Genomic DNA, 17,129 nt, shown 5'->3' with positions numbered 1-17,129 from the left:
ACTCATCGCGGCTCACTTTCACTGCTTCTTAGTCCGCGAGACCCCGTCCATGGCCATCCGTCTGCACTGCCCCGATCTTGATCTCAATGTCAGCGCCGGGGCGTCCTTCGCGCTCCCCGAGGGGCCTGCACGCCACCTCGGGCTGGTGCTGCGTGCCAAGGTCGGCAGTGAGGCGCAGCTGTTCGATGGCCGTGGGCAGGAGGTGCGCGTGTTGCTGGAGGAGGTGACCCGCAAGGGCGTCAGCGTGCAGGTGATCGAGGCGGTGCCCAATGACCGCGAGGCGCCGCTGGCGGTGCATCTGGGGCAGGCGATCTCCAAGGGCGATCGCATGGATTACGCCATCCAGAAGGCCTGTGAGATGGGCGTGGCTGCCATCACGCCACTCTATACCGCGCGGGGCGACGTCAAGCTCAAGGGCGAGCGCGCCGACAAGAAGCTGACGCACTGGCAGGGCGTGGCGGCCAGCGCCTGCGAGCAATGCGGAAGAAGCGTCGTGCCGGTCGTGCATGCCCCGGTGGCGATGACGCAGTGGCTGGCCGAGCGTGATGAGCCGCTGCGCCTGATTCTGCAGCCGGGCGGCGCCGAGGCGCTGAACGTGGCCGAGGCCGAGGCCGAGGGTGGCGTGACCCGTGCCAGCCTGCTGATCGGCCCGGAAGGCGGCTTCACGCAGGAAGAGGTGGCAGAAGCGGCCGCCGCCGGTTGTGAGGTGCTCGGCCTGGGGCCGCGTATCCTGCGCACCGAGACGGCGCCGGTGGTGGCGCTGACCTTGCTGCAGCAGCGATTTGGTGACCTGCCGCGCTGATCTCCCATCATCTGGCCCCCGGGCGAAATTGTTGATCTGCCGGCAACACAGCGTGAGCCGGCAAGGGCGTTTCGCCAGTGGTGAGCAGCACGGCGCTGCTGCATACTTGTCCCATCGCTCCCGCGCCATGGTGTCATGTCGCGACGGGAGTCTCCGTTATCCCCGCTGCCGGCCGCGTTCCGGGCTGGCAGTGTCGTCACAAGGTTGCCTCAATGACTGCTCGCAAGCTCAAGATCGGCGTGGTGATGGACCCGATGTCCAGCGTCGCCTACAAGAAGGACACCACTCTGGCCATGTTGTGGGCCGCCAGCCAGCGTGGCTGGTCGCTGCACTATCTCGAGCAGGAAGACCTCTATCTCGAGAATGGTCGCGCCATGGGCCGGATGCGTGATCTGGAGGTCTACCACGATCCGGACAACTTCTATCAGCTGGGCGAGGTCGTCGCGACTCCGCTGGCCGAGCTTGACGTGATCCTGATGCGCAAGGATCCGCCCGTCGACGAACACTTCCTGAATGCCGTTCACCTGCTGGGCTTTGCCGAGCGGGAAGGCGTGCTGGTGGTCAATCCGACGGCCGCGCTGCAGACCTGCAACGAGAAGCTCTTCGCTCAGCAGTTCCCGCAGTGCATCCCGCCGACCACCGTGTCGGCCAACGACAAGGTGCTGCGCGCCTTCCACGCCGAGCATGGCAACGTGATCTTCAAGCCGCTGGATGGCATGGGTGGCAGTGGCATCTTCCACGTCGCCGAAGATGGCCGCAATCTCGGCTCGGTGATCGAGCAGCTGACGCTGCGGGGCACCCGTCAGATCATGGCCCAGCGTTATGTGCCGGAAATCAGTGCCGGCGATACGCGCATTCTGCTGGTGGATGGCGAGCCGGTGCCGTTCGGCCTGGCGCGCATTCCCAGCGCCGGTGAGACGCGCGGCAACCTGGCGGCTGGCGGACGTGGCGAATCGCGTGAGCTGACCGACCGCGATTACTGGCTGATCGAGCAGGTCAAGCCGGTGGTGAAATCATTGGGTCTGATGTTCGTCGGCCTGGACGTGATCGGCGACTACATCACCGAGATCAACGTCACCAGCCCGACCTGCGTGCGCGAGATCGATACCCAGCGCGGCACTGATATCGCCGGTCTGTTGATGGATGCCATCGAAGCGCGTCTGGCGGCGCAGACGCCCGCCTGAGCAACGTCGCGATGAGGTCGGCACCAGTTGGCTGACCCGCAATGGATTCGCAGTAAACGGCAGGGAAGCCGAAGCTGCCAATGAGGTTCCGTGGACAGGGAGTGGGGTATGGCAGCACCCGTCGAATGGTGGGCAGGCAATCATAGCGTCACCGACCCGATCACCTATGTTCCGGTGACGCGGGTGCATCGCCGTGTGGTGGCATGGGGCGCGGCACTGGCCGTCCATGCCGTCATCGGCTGGTGGTTGCTGGGCAGCGGCCTGCTGACGCCGCCCGAGGTGCCACCCATGCCCAAGCCGGTGATGCTCGATGTGACGCTGGTCAGTCAGGCCAGCACCACTGCCGTCGACTCGCAGGTGGTGGCCGAGCAGGACCAGCAGGCCAGTGGCAGCGGGCGCGAGGCGGCGGTCCAGGCCGGGCCAACCAATCAGGCGCCCCCGCAGCCGGGTGAGCAGAGTGCGTCCGAGGCCAGCGAGCCGGCCGTGGCGGAAGCCCAGGCTCCGGCCACGCAGGCGCTGGTACTGCCGGAGCGCATCCCCGAGGTCATCGCGACCCAGCAGGCGTCGTCACAGCAGGTGACGCGTTCCGAACTGCTGCCGGATACGCCGGACAATGAACAGCAGGCCAGCGAGCAGGACGTTCAGCGAATCCAGGCCTCCGGCCAGTCGCGTGAGGTGGTGGGTGACACCGCCTCACGCAAGGCGGCGCGTGCCTCGGCCCGCGCGCGCTATATCAATGACTGGACCGGCACGGTGCAAGCATTCGGCAACCAGCACTATCCGGCACCTGCCCATCTGAGCGGCGAGCTGCGGATTCGCGCCGTCGTGCTGCCCAGCGGTCAGCTTGAGTTCGCGGAAGTGTTACAATCCTCGGGACATGCTGAACTCGACCAGGCGGCTCTGGATACGGTCTACGGCGCGGCTCCTTATGCGCCCTTTGATGAAAGTCTCAAGGGGATGAGCCAGCTGACCATCACCCGCATCTGGCGATTCGGCCCCGGCAACGATTCTGGCGCGCCCTGACGCCTCGGGAGGACCATGCAAAGTCTGCGAGACTATTTCCTGCTGGCGATGCCGCATCTCGATGATGACAATTTTTCCGGCTCGCTCAGTTACCTCTGTGATCATGATGACAAGGGCACCCTCGGTGTCATCGTCAACAAGCCGATCAAGCTGACCATGCGCGGTCTGTTCGAGCAGCTCGAGATCGCTGCCGACAGCTGTGAGCGCCTCGATGAGGTGGTCTATTACGGCGGCCCCGTCCACAAGGACCGCGGCTTCATCCTGCATCGCGGCAAGGCCAGCGAGTGGGATTCCAGCCTGCAGGTGACCGACGAGCTGGCGCTGACCACTTCGTTGGACATCCTGAAGGCGATAGCCGGCAACGAAGGCCCTGATGACTTCATGGTCTGCCTCGGTTGCGCTGGCTGGGAGCCGGACCAGCTCACCAACGAGCTGAAGGAAAACAGCTGGCTGATCGTCGAAGGCGACAGCGGCATCCTCTTCGATGCCGACAGCGAGTCCCGTCTCGAAGCGGCTGCCAGCAAGCTGGGCGTCGACATGAATCTGATGTCGCGGGAGATTGGGCATGGCTGAGCGGCAAGTCAGCCGTACGGCGCTGGCGTTCGATTTCGGCACGCGTCGCATCGGTGTCGCGGTGGGTACCGAGATGCTCGGCACCGCGACGCCTCTGGTGCCGCTGCATGTGCGGGACGGCATTCCGGACTGGAATGTCGTCAATCGCCTGATCGAGGAATGGCAGCCCGACCTGTTCGTGGTCGGCCTGCCCCTCGAGCTGGACGGCAGCGAGACACTGATGTGCAGCCGAGCCCGCAAGTTCGGCAAGCGCCTGTATGGCCGCTACGGCAAGCCGCTGGAAATGTGGGACGAGCGTGGCTCCACCAAGGCGGCCAAGGGCTTGGCGCGCGAGCGCGGCCACCGCGGCAATTATCGCGATGATGGCGTGGACGGCCTCGCCGCTCAGCTGATTCTCGAGAGCTGGTTTGCAAGCCAGCGAGGCGAGGGCGACCTTGTCGGTTACTGAATACTCCACCCGCTTCCTTTCCGGAAGCGGGTTTTTTTTGTCTGTTTGCCGCCATCCGGCAGGGAAGATAGGAAGCGATATCCATGCAAGAGTCTGAGATGCACGAAGAACATGAGGCACTGCCAGAGGTCGAGGCACTGCTCGAGGCCATGACCGAGGAGCTCGAATTGCTGTTCGAGCGCCGTGAACTCGATCGTGAACGTCTGATTCCGGTCGGCATTCATACCGGCGGTGTCTGGGTCGCCCAGGCACTGCGTGAGCGGCTGGGGCTGGAAGAGCCCCTCGCGACACTGGATATCGGTTTCTGGCGCGACGACTTCGGCCACAAGGGCCTGTCGGATGGCGGCCAGGGGTCACAGCTGCCGGATATCGAGAATCGCGATCTGCTGCTGGTGGACGATGTGCTGATGAGCGGGCGTACCGTGCGCGCGGCGCTCAATGAGCTGTTCGATTATGGCCGTCCGCGCCGCGTGCTGCTGGCCTGCCTGGTAGAGCTGCCGGGGCGTGAGCTGCCGGTGCAGCCGGACGCCCTGGGCGCCAACCTGGCGCTGGCGCCCGGCAAGCGCATCAAGTTGGAAGGCCCCGACAACCTGCGCCTGACACTGGTCGATACCGGCGAGGTGACGGCATGAACCTGTTTGATCTCTCGCAGGCCAGTGCGGATGTGCGGGCTGCCTCGCCGGCACAGGTCCAGCTGGATGAGCAGGGCCGGCTGCGCCACTTTCTGGATATCGAAGGCCTGCCGCGCAGCGTACTGACCGAGATTCTCGACACCGCCGATCACTTCCGTGGTATCGGCGATGCCGAGGTCAAGAAGGTGCCGTTGCTGCGCGGGCGCACGGTGGCCAACCTGTTCTTCGAGAACTCGACCCGCACGCGTGCCACCTTCGAGCTGGCCGCCAAGCGCCTGTCGGCGGATGTGCTCAATCTGGACATCAAGACCTCGTCGGCCGCCAAGGGCGAGTCGCTGATGGATACCCTGGTCAATCTCGAGGCCATGCAGGCGGATGCTTTCGTGGTGCGTCATGGCGACTCCGGTGCGGCGCACTTCATCGCCAGCCAGATCACGCCGCATGTGGCGATCATCAATGCCGGTGACGGTCGCCATGCGCACCCGACCCAGGCGATGCTCGATATGCTGACCATCCGCCGCCACAAGGGCGAGTTCGCCAATCTGCGCGTCGCGATCGTCGGTGACATCCTGCATTCACGCGTCGCTCGCTCGCAGATTCAGGCGCTCAATACGCTAGGCGCAGCGGAGGTGCGGGTGGTCGCACCGCAGACGTTGCTGCCCATCGGGGTCGAGACGCTGGGCTGCCAGGTCTTCACTGAGCTGGCAGCAGGGCTGAAGGATGTCGATGTCGTCATCATGCTGCGCCTGCAGAAGGAGCGCATGGATGGCGCACTGCTGCCCTCGGAATCGGAATACTACCGCCGCTATGGTCTGACCCGCGAAAGCCTGGCACACGCGCATCCTGATGCCGTGGTGATGCATCCGGGGCCGATCAACCGCGGTGTCGAGATCGAATCCGCCGTCGCGGATGGCCCGCGTTCTCTGATACTCGATCAGGTCACCAACGGTATCGCGGTGCGCATGGCGGTGCTGTCGATGGCGGTCTCCGGACAGATGAAGGCGCGCGCCGAGCGCAGGGGTGAACGTTCACGAGGAGCTGGCGCATGAAACGCAGCCTGATCAATGCACGGGTGATCGACCCGACCAACGGCCGCGATGGCCAGTACGACCTCCACCTCGACGGCGGTCGCCTGATCGCGATCGGCGAAGCGCCGGCGGACTTCAGCGCCGAGCAGCGCGATGACCTGGCGGGCAAGCTGGTCACGCCGGCCTTTATCGATCTTGGCGCGCACCTGCGTGACCCGGGCCCGCGCTACAAGGGCAGCCTGGTCAGTGAGTCGGCTGCCGCACTGGCGGGTGGCTACGCGACCATCCTGCCGCGGCCCGACACCAGCCCGGTGCTCGACAGCGCCTCGCATATTCGTACGCTGCTGGACCGCGCGCGTGATGTGGCGGGGGTGCGCCTTGCGCCGCTGGGGGCACTGACGCAGGGGCTGGAAGGTGATCTGCTCGCCAATATGGCCGCGCTCAAGTCCGCAGGCTGTGTGGCACTGACCAACCTGCGCCAGCCGATACGCGATCTCGGCGTACTGCGACGCTGTCTGGAGTACGCGCGGACCTTTGATATCACCGTCGTGTTCCAGGCCCAGGAGGCCGCCTTGGCCGGGCAGGGCTGCGCCCATGAGGGCGCCATTGCCTCGCGTCTCGGATTGGCCGGCATTCCGGAATCTGCCGAAACGGTCGCCCTGACCCAGTGGCTGCTGTTGATCGAGCAGACCGGCGTACGGGCGCATGTGTCGCTGCTCTCCAGTGCACGGGCCGTCGAGCTGGTACGTGATGCCAAGGCCAGAGGGCTGGATATCAGCGCGGATGTGTCGATGGCGCAACTGCACTGGACCGATGAGCAGCTGGAAGGCTTCAACGCCAACTTCCATCTGGAGCCGCCACTGCGCAGCGCGGCAGACCGGGATGCGCTGCGGGCCGGTGTGGTCGATGGCACCATCGACGCCATAGTCAGTAATCATCTGCCCCATGAAGCCGCTGCCAAGAGCGCACCCTTTGCAGTATCCGAGCCCGGCATGACCAGTCTGGAAACCATGCTGCCGCTGGGGCTGGCGCTGGTGAAGGCCGAGCTGCTCAGCCTGCCTCGCCTGATCGAGACATTGACGTTCAGTGCCAGACGCTTCGGACTCAAGGGCGGCATGCTGGAAGTGGGCGAGTACTGTGATCTGGCGGTGATCGATATGGAACAGGAATGGCGTGTCTCAAGCGAGACGCTGGCCAGTGCCGGCCATAACACGCCGCTGCTTGGCATGCTGTTGAACGGTCGCGTCGAAGAGGTGCTGCTGGGTGATTCCTGCTACGCCTAAGTAGTGTTTCACGTGGAACATGATGCTTGAGATATTTGGCTAAAGCGCGCCAAAAGACTGATAGCCAAGCGATTTTTTGAATGACGTATGGCGAGAATTGGCTGCTTTTTCGTAAAGCAGCCAATTTCTTTACCAGCCTATGGCGCAGAGTGACATCGCTGGGCTGCGCTCTTTGCTGCCGGCAGATGTTTCACGTGGAACAATGGCTTCAGCAGCGATTTGCGAGAGCCCATTGGCCACAGCGCCTTAAAGCGGCTGTGGCAATAGCGAGCAAGGCGGCTGGCCAGGCTGATCTGGCATGCAGGAAAAAAGATCTGAACAACAAGGAGAGAAAACCATGCCGATGATTCGTGCGGAATTTCTGACTGGCAAGACACAGGAACAGAAGCGGGAGTTGGTGGAGGCGTTGACGCGCGAGACGGCTCGCGTGCTGGGTGTGTGTGAGCAGTCCGTCTGGGTGATGCTGCAGGAAGTGGAGCCGGAAAACTGGGCCGTCGCTGGCACGCCATTGTCAGAGCGCTGAGAGAAGAAGTTTCAACTGGGCACTGGTTCTCAACTGTTTGATTCAGAGGGTGTTTTACGAGAATTTGAGATGTTCCACGTGAAACATGCCCTTGGGCTTGGCCCGGCATTGCCAGTCTATGGGAAACCGGCTGAGGCATGACAGAGGCATGACAGAGGGGAGTGGGAAGCAAGGCGCGGCGAGCAACGCGCCTGGTAATCCGGAACAAAAAAACGCCGCAGCCATTTCTGGCTGCGGCGTTTTCATTTGCCTGCCCTCTGCTCCACGGCCATGAAGCAGAGCACGGACTCAGTTCTCGAAATCAGCTTCCGAGTAGAGAGTCCGGATACGCAGGGTATGGTCGACGGTCTTGAGCGCTTCGAGCGCTTTCTTGCCGTAGGCCTTGTCGACATCGATGACCACATAGCCGACCGTGTTGTTGGTCTGCAGGTACTGGCCAGAGATGTTGATGCCTTCCTCGGACAGCACCTGGTTGATGCGTGACAGCACGCCCGGGACGTTGTCGTGGATATGCAGCAGACGGTGCTTTTCCGGGTGCGCCGGCAGGGCGACTTCCGGGAAGTTGACCGAGCCGATGGTGGTACCGTTGTCGGAGTAGGTCACCAGCTTCTCGGCGACTTCGACACCGATGTTTTCCTGGGCTTCCATGGTGGAGCCACCGACGTGCGGCGTCAGGATGACATTGTCGAACTCGCGCAGCGGAGACACGAACTCTTCGCCGTTGCCTTTCGGCTCTACCGGGAAGACGTCGATGGCGGCGCCCAGCAGCTTGCCGCTGGAGAGGGCTTCGGCCAGGTCTTCGATGACGACGGTGGTGCCGCGGGCCGCATTGATGAAGACGCTGTTCTGCTTCATCAGCGCGAACTGCTGCTTGCCCATCATCCACTTGGTGGAGGGGATTTCCGGCACATGCAGGGTGACGATGTCAGCGCGCGCCAGCAGCTCTTCCAGGCTTGCCACCTGACGGGCATTGCCCATGCCGAGCTTGGTGACGGCATCGTAGTAGATGACGTCCAGGCCCAGGGATTCGCTGAGCACGGACAGCTGGGAACCGATGCTGCCGTAGCCCACGATGCCCAGCGTCTTGCCGCGGACTTCATGGCTGTTCTTGGCGGATTTCATCCACTGGCCACGATGTGCCTTGGCGCTCTTCTCCGGCACGCCGCGCATCAGCATGATGGCTTCGGCCAGTACCAGCTCGGCGACCGAGCGAGTGTTGGAGTAGGGCGCGTTGAACACGGGAATACCGCGCTTCAGTGCGGCTTCCAGGTCGACCTGGTTGGTGCCGATGCAGAAGCAGCCGATGGCGGTGAGCTTCTCGGCAGCGGAGATCACGCGCTCGTTGAGCTGAGTGCGGGAACGAATGCCGATGAAGTGCACATCGCGGATCTTCTCGATCAGTTCTTCCTCGGCCAGCGAGGTCTGAAGTAGTTCGATGTTGGTGTAACCCGCGTTGAGGAAATTATCCACGGCGGATTGGTGGACACCCTCGAGCAATAGAATCTTGATCTTGCTCTTGTCCAGGGACGTCTTGGCCATTGTCGGATCAACCCTCTCGCCGGTCATGCCGGCGTTTCTGTTCGTTTGGTCTTTTTCATGACCTGCTGGCGTGTCACACCTCAAGAAAATGCCAGAGAAACAGCGGGGCGTGCTGTCAACAGGGGAGCAAAGAATATCACAGCCGACGGGGCCTCCGGATGAAATGTCCGCGTGCCGGGCATGAAAAATTCACAGCACAGCCGTTTGATGTGACTCTTCCTCCGTGCGCAGGGGGTGGGCAGCGTCGTGAAGCCCTTCGGGTTATACTGGCGCTCCACACAGAGACACCGGGCCCGCCCGGTCGGATGAGCGAGAGCACCCATGGCCGAAAAGGAAGTGCCACAGGATTTCGCCGCCACCCTGGCCCGTCTTGAAGGGTTGGTGACGCGGCTCGAGGCTGGCGACATGTCGCTGGAAGCGTCACTGGGCGCTTTTGAAGAGGGCGTGAGTCTGGCGCGCGAGGCGCAGCAGCGGCTCGACAGTGCCGAGTTGCGCCTGCAGGCATTGGTGGAAGGCCCGGAGGGAGCGCTGACGCCCACGGCGTTTACGGCGCCCGATGCCGCAGGCAGCATGGCGGGTGAAGCGGACGAGGAGAAGGACTGGTGATGTCAGGTGGATTGAATACGCAAGTCACGCCGACTGCATCGCAGGCCAGCGAGCTGATCCGCTCTGGACAGGCGCGCAGTGAGGCCGTGCTTGAGGCGTTGTTGACTCCCGGCAGTGCGGCGGTGAGTGAGCGTCTCGAGGACGCCATGCGCTACAGCGTGCTGGGTGGCGGCAAGCGTCTGCGCCCCGTGCTGCTGTATGCGGTGGGTCGTGCCCTGGGCTGCGATGAAGAGGCCGCTGACCGCGCTGCGCTGGACGCGGCGGCAGCGGCGCTCGAATTGGTGCATGCCTATTCGCTGGTCCATGATGACCTGCCGGCCATGGACGATGACGACCTGCGGCGCGGCCGTCCCACCGTGCATCGTGCCTACGATGAGGCGACCGCCATTCTCGCGGGCGATGCCCTGTTGACGCTCTCCTTCGAAGTGATGGCGACGACCGGCCATGTACGGACACCTGCCCTGGTGCGTACCCTGGCCGAGGCCTCCGGGCGGCGTGGCATGGTGGCCGGTCAGGCGCTGGATCTCGAGGCGGTCGGGCAGTTCCGTGAGGTAGAGGCGCTGTCACGCATGCATGCCTACAAGACCGGCGCGCTGATTCGCGCTGCGGTCCGTCTGGGCGGATTGGTGGCAGTCGACGAGCAGGATTCGCGTCTTGCTGCCCTGGAGCGCTACGCTTCGGCTATCGGCCTGGCCTTCCAGATCCAGGATGACATCCTGGACGTGACGGGCGACACCGCAACGCTTGGCAAGACGGCCGGTGCTGACGCTGCGCGCGACAAGCCGACCTACCCCTCGCTGCTTGGACTCGAAGGTGCTCAAGAGCGAGCAGGTCAGCTACTGCAAGAGGCCCTGGATGCCCTGGCACCGTTGGGAGAGGCCGCAGAGCCACTCGCGGTGCTGGCGCGCTACATGATCGAGCGAGACCACTGATTCCTGACGCCTATGAAGCTGTTTGACGAGATACCTCAGGCGCGCCCCGCGACGCCACTGCTCGATGCGGTCGAGACACCTCAAGCGCTGCGCGCCATGAGCGCGGCACAGCTGCGCCAATTGGCTGACGAACTGCGCGCCTACCTGCTTTACAGCGTCGGCTGTACCGGCGGGCACTTCGGTGCCGGGCTCGGTGTGGTCGAGCTGACTGTGGCCCTCCATCATGCGCTGGAAACGCCCCATGACCGTCTGGTGTGGGACGTGGGTCATCAGGCCTATCCGCACAAGATTCTGACCGGCCGTCGTGAAGCCATGTACAGCATGCGCCAGTACAATGGCCTGTCTGCCTTCCCCAAGCGTGCCGAGAGCGAGTTCGACACCTTCGGGGTGGGACATTCCAGCACCTCGATCAGTGCGGCGCTGGGCATGGCGCTCGGCGCCCGCACGGCGGGTGAGTCACGGCGCGCCTGTGCGGTGATCGGCGATGGTGCCCTGACGGCTGGCATGGCGTTCGAGGCACTGGCGCATGCCGGGCACGTGAAGGCCAATATGCTGGTCGTGCTCAACGACAACGAGATGTCGATCTCCGAGAACGTCGGCGGCCTGGCAAGCTATCTGGCACGTATTCTGGCCAGCAAGCCGTATACCCAGATGCGCGCCAACGGCAAGCGACTGCTGTCGCCCTTGCCGGGTGCGCTGGAGCTTGCCAAGCGTACCGAAGAGCACATGAAGGGCTTCATCAGCCCGGCGACGCTGTTCGAGGAGATGGGCTTCAACTACATCGGCCCCATCGACGGCCATGACCTGCCGGCGCTGGTGCAGACATTGCGCAACATGCGTGATCTGGATGGCCCGCAGTTCCTGCATGTGGTGACGCGCAAGGGCAAGGGCTTCCTGCCGGCGGAGCGTGACCCGATCGGCTATCACGCCATCACCAAGCTCGAGAAGGCCGCGCCTCAGGCAGCCGAGCAGGCGCCTGCCGTCACCGACGCGCCGGCTCCCAGGCCGCAGAAATACTGCAGTGTCTTCGGCAACTGGCTGTGTGACGCCGCCGCCGCGGATGCGCGCGTCATCGGCATCACGCCGGCCATGCGGGAAGGCTCGGATCTGGTGCGCTTCTCGAAGGAATATCCTGATCGCTACTACGATGTCGCCATCGCGGAGCAGCACGCGGTGACAGTGGCAGCGGGCATGGCCTGTGAGGGCATGAAGCCGGTGGTGGCGATCTATTCCACCTTCCTGCAGCGTGGCTATGATCAGCTGATCCACGATGTCGCGGTGCAGAAACTGGACGTGACCTTTGCCATCGACCGTGCCGGTCTGGTCGGCGAAGACGGCCCGACGCATCACGGCAGCCTGGACATGTCGTTCCTGCGCTGCGTGCCGGAGCTGGTGTTGATGGCGCCGGCCGATGAAGCCGAGTGCCGTGGCATGCTGAGCGCGGCACTGGCCCACCCCGGGCCGGCTGCGGTGCGCTATCCGCGCGGTACCGGGCCGGGGATGGCCACCGATGCCGACCTGACGCCAATGGCGATCGGCCAGGGGGAATACCGTCGTCGTATCAGTGGCAGCCCCGAGGTGCGTGTCGCCATCGTCGCCGTGGGCAGCATGAATACGCCGGTGGCCGAGGTCGCCGAGGCGCTGGATGCGACCCACTTCAACCTGCGCTCCATCAAGCCGCTGGACCGTGAGGCATTGCTCGAGATCGCCGCGGAGCACGACCTGGTCGTGACCGTCGAAGAGAATGCCATCGCGGGGGGCGCGGGAGCCGGCGTGGCCGAGCTCTACCTGAACGCGGGACTGGCTCAACCCATGTTGCTGCTGGGGCTGCCGGATGGCTTCGTCGAGCATGGCAAGCCGGTCGAGCTGCTGCGTGATTGCGGTCTGGATGCCGCCGGCATCCGCGCCAGTATCGAGACTCGCCTCGGCAGCTGATCCTGGTGGCATGCAATACCGAAACGCCTGTGGATGACTCGAGAGCTCGAGTTGTCCACAGGCGTTTTTCGTTGCGTGACTGCCTGCGGCGAGACGGCGAAGGATGCATGGAAACTCCGCGACTTCCCGCCCATGCTGGATGACCATCAAGCCCTCTGCTCAAGCAGCCAGGGCCTGGCTGGCGCGAAAGCTTTCACCTGCGCCAGTCACCACCGCAACGCCACGGAGTGCGCCCGACCATGTTGACTCTCTACAGCTATCCGAATTCCCGCTCGCTGCGGGTCGCCTGGACGCTCGAGGAACTGGGGCTCGATTACCGGATTCATAGTCTGGATCTGAAGGCCGGTGAGGGGCACAGCCCTGAATACCTGGCCATTCATCCCGATGGCAAGGCGCCAGCCCTGGTGGATGGTGAGCTGGCCCTGTTCGAGTCCAGTGCCATCTGTCGCTACCTGGCGGCGCGAGAAGGGCGCCTGCTGCCACAATCGCTGGCCGAGCAGGCACAGATGGATCAATGGCTCAGTTTCCTGACCACCGAGCTTGAGCAGCCGCTGTGGACATTGGCCAAGCACACCTTCGCGCTGCCGGAGGACCAGCGCTGTGATGCCATCAAGCAGACAGCCCAATGGGAATTCCAGCGTGCTCTCAAGGCACTTCAGCGCCGCTTCGATGGCCAGGGCTGGCTGGTGGCCGATGAATTCAGTGTCGCCGATATCTTCCTCGCCCAGACCCTCAGCTGGGCGCAGATGGCCGGGCAACCTCTGCCGGCCGTGCTTGAGCAGTGGGGCGAAGAGGTGCGGGCGCGTCCTGCCTGCGAGCGGGCCCGCCAGCGCGAGCAACAGGCTGCCGAGGAGCGTCAGCAACACTGAGCCCTGTTGCCGGAACCGTCATCGAACGCCGTCACAGGCCAAGCTGACGGACTGATCTGTCCTGCATGTTCTGCAATGAAGCCATGAGAGCGCGCTGAGAGCGCACACACGCCATGAGGCGCCATCCTGATATCAGGGTGGCGCCTTTGCGTTTCTGGGCCTCAGAGACGCTTGCAGGGCGCCTGACGAGGTTGAGAGGTCGCCTTGCTCGTTCAGCGGCGTCAACCGTCTGGGGCGCGCCCCAGGCTGTCTGGTGGCGGGCTGACTCAGGTCGGTTAGAGGCAGGCCAGTTCGAGACAGTGCGGCGCGAGGCAGGTCCTCGATCGAGGGCGGGTTTCAGGCATTCGGTGGTGAATGATGCGCTGTTGAGTCTTTTGCGTATCTATTAATGATTCGTTAATTGGTTGTTTTTGCCATGGTGGTCAAGCGTTGATCGAGATGAGATCGAGGGCAGCACTTATGCGATGTGAGTGGCGACATATTCGATGAAAATCATGGGGTTAAGAGGTTTATTAGATTTTCATGACATGATATTGGTCAAATCAAAAGCGATGATCGCATCTTGCCTACTTTACGCATCATTAAGTGATCCGATATGTGGTTTATTGCGGATCTTTTTGATAAGATGTTGGTGAAAACCTCAATGGGAATAACAACTTATGTGGATCTGGCAGCAGCCTGACTGGCCACGGGGGCGGTTGGAGGTCATGCCCTTGATGGGGCAGTTGGCGGCGACCCAGGCGGTGATGTCGCCGCTGGTCGCTCAGGGGCAGAATCTCTATCCCCGACAACGCCTGCGTCTCGAGGCGACGCTCCTCAGCGAAGAGATGGAAGCCAGTGCCCAGCTGTCCGGCGTGGTGCTCGGGCGGGCGGCGTTGCGTGATGCGCTGTATCAGGCGCTGGGGCTGGAGTCCGGCCATCAGGAGTCACCGCGCGGGCCGGCGCCTGGTGTCGACGTCTTCGTGGATGTGACGCTGGAAGTCGTGCGCACGGCATTTCAGCCGCTGACCCGCCAACAGGTGCTCGAGTGGCATCGGCGTCTGGGGCCTTTCCTGCCGCGCAGCAGTGGTCAGCCACTCGGTGCATGGCGCGAGGCGCGCTACGAAGCGGTCAGCGGTCGTTACGGTCTCAAGCGCTTGCGCTATCGCGCCCCAGCGGAGAATCCCGATGCGCTGGACCGGGAGCTGGATGTCTTCTGGCAGCGTCTGGCGACGGAAGAACCGGATGTGGATAACTCAGGGGTGTTGAATGCCCTGCAGCTGCATGCGCACTGGCAGGCGCTCGCACCGCTGGCCTTGGGCAACGGCTTGATCGGGCGCTTGCTGCTGATGCGCTGGCTGACACGAATCGATGCCCTGGCCGCGTTGCAGCAGCAGGGCGAGTTTGTCGGCAAGGTCGCCGAGCGCTGGGAGCCGGAAGCGCTGGAGCAACTCTGCTGGCGCCGCCAGGCGCTGTTCTCGGTGGTGCTCGAGCATCAGGATGAATTGCGCGAGCTGGAGCAGCGTTATCTCGGCAAGCCTCAGACTTCGGCCAGTGGACATCCGCTGCCGCCGCAGCTGGACCGCGCGCTCAATGGTGAGGTGGAGGATGCAGCGCCCGGTGACATGAATGTCTGGGCCGAGTGGTGGCTTTTGCGACTGCGCGACGCCGGTCGTCGGACGGCCTTCCATTATCAGCGCGTCCAGCGCGCCGAGCGTCTGTGGCTGGAGCACGCGCGTACGCCGCTGAATGCCCGCCAGCGCGAGCTGGTACTGACATTGTTGGAGCGAGATGACGAAGAGGGCGTGGGGCGCGCCGAATATCGCGCCCTGGTCGACACATCCGACCCTACCGCCGCCCGCGATCTCGCCGACCTGACCGCCAAGCAGGTACTGGAAAGTTACGGTGTCGGGCGCGGTACCCGGTATCGCTTGCCGGTCTTCGCCCCTCAGGGAGATAGCCCTGTGAGAGACGAGCCCTGAAGCGCCAAAAAAATCGCGAAAAAAAAGCGGGAAGGGTCATGACGACCCTTCCCGCTTTTTTGAGGTGGCTTGCCGGTGTTCTCAGTTCCTTGTTCTCAGTGCCGTGTTCTCAAGCCGGTGTGCTCAAGAGCGCCGGCCAGCGTGGCGGCCCCGATCACGTTATACGGAATACGGCAGCACTGCGGTATAGATGGCGAAGAAGTGGCAGGTACTGCCGCCAAGCACGAACAGGTGCCAGATGGCGTGGTGATAGCGCAGGCGCGTCATCAGAAAGAAGATCACGCCCAGGGTATAGGTGATGCCGCCGGCGACCAGCAGGATGAGCCCTGTCTCGGAGAGCTTCTCGACCAGCATCGGCGAGGCGAACACGATCAACCAGCCCATCAGCAGATAGACGCTCACGCGCAGGGCGCTGAAGCGTTCAGGCCAGCGCAGCTTGAGGAAGATGCCGCCCAGCGCGAGCGACCAGATGATGGCGAACAGCGTCCAGCCGGTCGGGCCGCGAAGATTGACCAGCAGGAAGGGCGTATAGGTGCCGGCGATCAGTAGATAGATGGCGCAGTGATCCAGCAGCTGGAAGGCATATTTCAGGCGCGGATGACGGATACCGTGATAGAGCGTCGAGGCCGCATACAGCACCACCAGGGTCAGGCCGTAGAGGCTGACGCTGACGATCTTCCAGGGGTCGACTTCGGCGGCTAGGCTGGCCATCACGATCAGCACGATCATGCCGACGAGGCCCATGACGGCGCCGATGCCGTGGCTGGCGCTGTGCAGCCATTCCTCCAGCCGGGTATAGAGAGCAGGCGTCGCGGCGGTGTCGCGTGAATCTGCGTCATCGGCAGGCGATGCGCTGGAAGAGGGTGATGCCTGAGGAGGTGTCGAGGCGGGCCGTGTTGACGAAGGCTGTGATGAAGAAGGCTGTGATGATGCAGCCGTTGAGTCTTTGCGCATGACGATGTCTCCGGCGCGGGTTCGACTCCAGCCTACTCTCTGGCGGGTGACGTCGTCATGTCACGCTCGCTGTGCCAGCCAGTCAATTTGCCTATAAAGGAAGGGGGAACCCATCAGGGCCCCCCTGCGCGCGGCTACTCGCTGCGCTCGATATCCACGTCGCTTGCCTGGGTGAAATCATCCAGTGCCATCATGTGGCCCAGCTTGCCCGCCTTGGTCGAGAGATAGTGCTCGTTGTGCGGATTCAGGCCGGTGGTGATCGGCTGGCGCTCACTGATGGTGACACCATCACGCGTCAGGGCATCGACCTTGCGCGGGTTGTTGGTCATCAGCTTGAGAGTGCTGACGCCGAGATGCTCCAGCATCGGCACACAGATATCGTAGCGGCGCATGTCAGCCCCGAAGCCTAGGCGCTCATTGGCTTCGACGGTATCGGCACCGCCATCCTGCAGCTCATAGGCGCGAATCTTGTTGAGCAGGCCGATGCCGCGGCCTTCCTGACGCAGATAGAGCAGCACGCCGCGACCTTCGGCGGCAATGCGCTTGAGCGCTTCCTGCAACTGATAGCCGCAGTCACAGCGCATCGAGAAGAGGGCGTCGCCGGTCAGGCACTCGGAATGCACGCGGCCCAGCACCGGCGCGCCGTCATCGATGTCACCCAGGGTCAGGGCGATGTGGTCCTTGCCGGTGGTCTCATCCTCGAAACCGTGCATGGTGAAGGTCGCCCAGGGCGTTGGCAGCCGCGAGGCGGCGATGAATCGAATGGTCACTGTTCACCTCGAACGCCCGGACAATCGCCGGGCTGAAAAAGCGCGGGCATGCGGTGGTCCGGCAATG

The 17,129-nt window shown here is 63.5% G+C and carries 17 protein-coding genes; 14 read left to right on the top strand and 3 right to left on the bottom strand.

Annotation, left to right across the window (positions count from 1 at the left end; all coding sequences use genetic code 11):
- Positions 1-49 precede the first annotated feature (49 nt).
- The 9 genes from R2R70_RS10035 to R2R70_RS09995 all read left to right on the top strand — a co-directional run bounded on the left by R2R70_RS10035 (position 50) and on the right by R2R70_RS09995 (position 7,496).
- Positions 50-802: a 16S rRNA (uracil(1498)-N(3))-methyltransferase gene (locus R2R70_RS10035; protein ID WP_410977924.1), complete on the top strand. Its 753-nt coding sequence runs from the start codon at positions 50-52 to the stop codon at positions 800-802.
- A gap of 212 nt (positions 803-1,014) precedes the next feature.
- Positions 1,015-1,986 carry a glutathione synthase gene (gene gshB, locus R2R70_RS10030; protein WP_043331619.1) on the top strand — a complete coding sequence of 324 codons (972 nt, stop codon included), beginning with the start codon at positions 1,015-1,017 and terminating at the stop codon, positions 1,984-1,986.
- 108 nt (positions 1,987-2,094) lie between these two features.
- A complete protein-coding gene (locus tag R2R70_RS10025; protein ID WP_131431099.1) occupies positions 2,095-3,009 on the top strand; it encodes an energy transducer TonB in 915 nt (304 codons plus the stop codon).
- 15 nt (positions 3,010-3,024) lie between these two features.
- A complete protein-coding gene (locus tag R2R70_RS10020; RefSeq protein WP_043331610.1) occupies positions 3,025-3,582 on the top strand; it encodes a YqgE/AlgH family protein in 558 nt (185 codons plus the stop codon).
- Positions 3,575-4,030 (top strand): Holliday junction resolvase RuvX, encoded by a 456-nt coding sequence (ruvX, locus tag R2R70_RS10015; protein WP_054556397.1) that lies wholly within the window; start codon positions 3,575-3,577, stop codon positions 4,028-4,030. Before R2R70_RS10020 ends, ruvX begins: the two co-directional genes overlap by 8 nt.
- Positions 4,031-4,128: 98 nt before the next feature.
- On the top strand, positions 4,129-4,662 hold the full coding sequence (gene pyrR / locus R2R70_RS10010) for a bifunctional pyr operon transcriptional regulator/uracil phosphoribosyltransferase PyrR (protein WP_410977923.1): 534 nt from the start codon (positions 4,129-4,131) through the stop codon (positions 4,660-4,662).
- Positions 4,659-5,711 carry an aspartate carbamoyltransferase catalytic subunit gene (locus R2R70_RS10005; RefSeq protein WP_052384301.1) on the top strand — a complete coding sequence of 351 codons (1,053 nt, stop codon included), beginning with the start codon at positions 4,659-4,661 and terminating at the stop codon, positions 5,709-5,711. The genes pyrR and R2R70_RS10005 overlap by 4 nt, the downstream gene beginning before the upstream one ends.
- Positions 5,708-6,973 (top strand): dihydroorotase, encoded by a 1,266-nt coding sequence (locus R2R70_RS10000; RefSeq protein ID WP_410977922.1) that lies wholly within the window; start codon positions 5,708-5,710, stop codon positions 6,971-6,973. The genes R2R70_RS10005 and R2R70_RS10000 overlap by 4 nt, the downstream gene beginning before the upstream one ends.
- Positions 6,974-7,310: 337 nt before the next feature.
- On the top strand, positions 7,311-7,496 hold the full coding sequence (locus R2R70_RS09995) for a tautomerase family protein (protein ID WP_410977921.1): 186 nt from the start codon (positions 7,311-7,313) through the stop codon (positions 7,494-7,496).
- 288 nt (positions 7,497-7,784) lie between these two features.
- Here the strand turns inward: R2R70_RS09995 and serA are convergent, their stop codons facing one another.
- Positions 7,785-9,035: a phosphoglycerate dehydrogenase gene (serA, locus tag R2R70_RS09990; protein WP_043331602.1), complete on the bottom strand. Its 1,251-nt coding sequence runs from the start codon at positions 9,033-9,035 to the stop codon at positions 7,785-7,787.
- A gap of 321 nt (positions 9,036-9,356) precedes the next feature.
- Between serA and xseB the strand changes: the two genes are divergently transcribed.
- The 5 genes from xseB (at position 9,357) to R2R70_RS09965 (ending at position 15,338) form a co-directional block, all read left to right on the top strand.
- Entirely contained in the window at positions 9,357-9,641 is a 285-nt protein-coding gene (xseB, locus tag R2R70_RS09985; protein ID WP_043331600.1) for an exodeoxyribonuclease VII small subunit, read from the top strand.
- Positions 9,641-10,573, top strand: coding sequence for a polyprenyl synthetase family protein (locus R2R70_RS09980; RefSeq protein ID WP_107335736.1), 933 nt, complete (start codon positions 9,641-9,643; stop codon positions 10,571-10,573). Before xseB ends, R2R70_RS09980 begins: the two co-directional genes overlap by 1 nt.
- 12 nt (positions 10,574-10,585) lie before the next feature.
- Positions 10,586-12,508: a 1-deoxy-D-xylulose-5-phosphate synthase gene (dxs, locus tag R2R70_RS09975; protein WP_410977920.1), complete on the top strand. Its 1,923-nt coding sequence runs from the start codon at positions 10,586-10,588 to the stop codon at positions 12,506-12,508.
- Positions 12,509-12,747: 239 nt separating this feature from the next.
- Positions 12,748-13,377 carry a glutathione S-transferase family protein gene (locus tag R2R70_RS09970; protein WP_107335735.1) on the top strand — a complete coding sequence of 210 codons (630 nt, stop codon included), beginning with the start codon at positions 12,748-12,750 and terminating at the stop codon, positions 13,375-13,377.
- Between the two features lie 659 nt (positions 13,378-14,036).
- Entirely contained in the window at positions 14,037-15,338 is a 1,302-nt protein-coding gene (locus tag R2R70_RS09965; protein WP_107335734.1) for a DUF4172 domain-containing protein, read from the top strand.
- Between the two features lie 159 nt (positions 15,339-15,497).
- Here R2R70_RS09965 and trhA read toward each other — a convergent pair whose 3' ends face one another.
- Positions 15,498-16,292: a PAQR family membrane homeostasis protein TrhA gene (trhA, locus tag R2R70_RS09960; RefSeq protein ID WP_410977919.1), complete on the bottom strand. Its 795-nt coding sequence runs from the start codon at positions 16,290-16,292 to the stop codon at positions 15,498-15,500.
- 134 nt (positions 16,293-16,426) lie between these two features.
- Positions 16,427-17,062 carry a GTP cyclohydrolase II gene (gene ribA / locus R2R70_RS09955; protein ID WP_043331593.1) on the bottom strand — a complete coding sequence of 212 codons (636 nt, stop codon included), beginning with the start codon at positions 17,060-17,062 and terminating at the stop codon, positions 16,427-16,429.
- Between the last annotated feature and the right edge of the window lie 67 nt (positions 17,063-17,129).

It is taken from the genome of Cobetia sp. SIMBA_158, assembly GCF_046566945.1.
Lineage (GTDB): Bacteria > Pseudomonadota > Gammaproteobacteria > Pseudomonadales > Halomonadaceae > Cobetia > Cobetia amphilecti.
The sequence above is the reverse complement of the archived record's forward strand: the minus strand, read 5'-3'. Positions and strand labels throughout refer to the sequence as shown.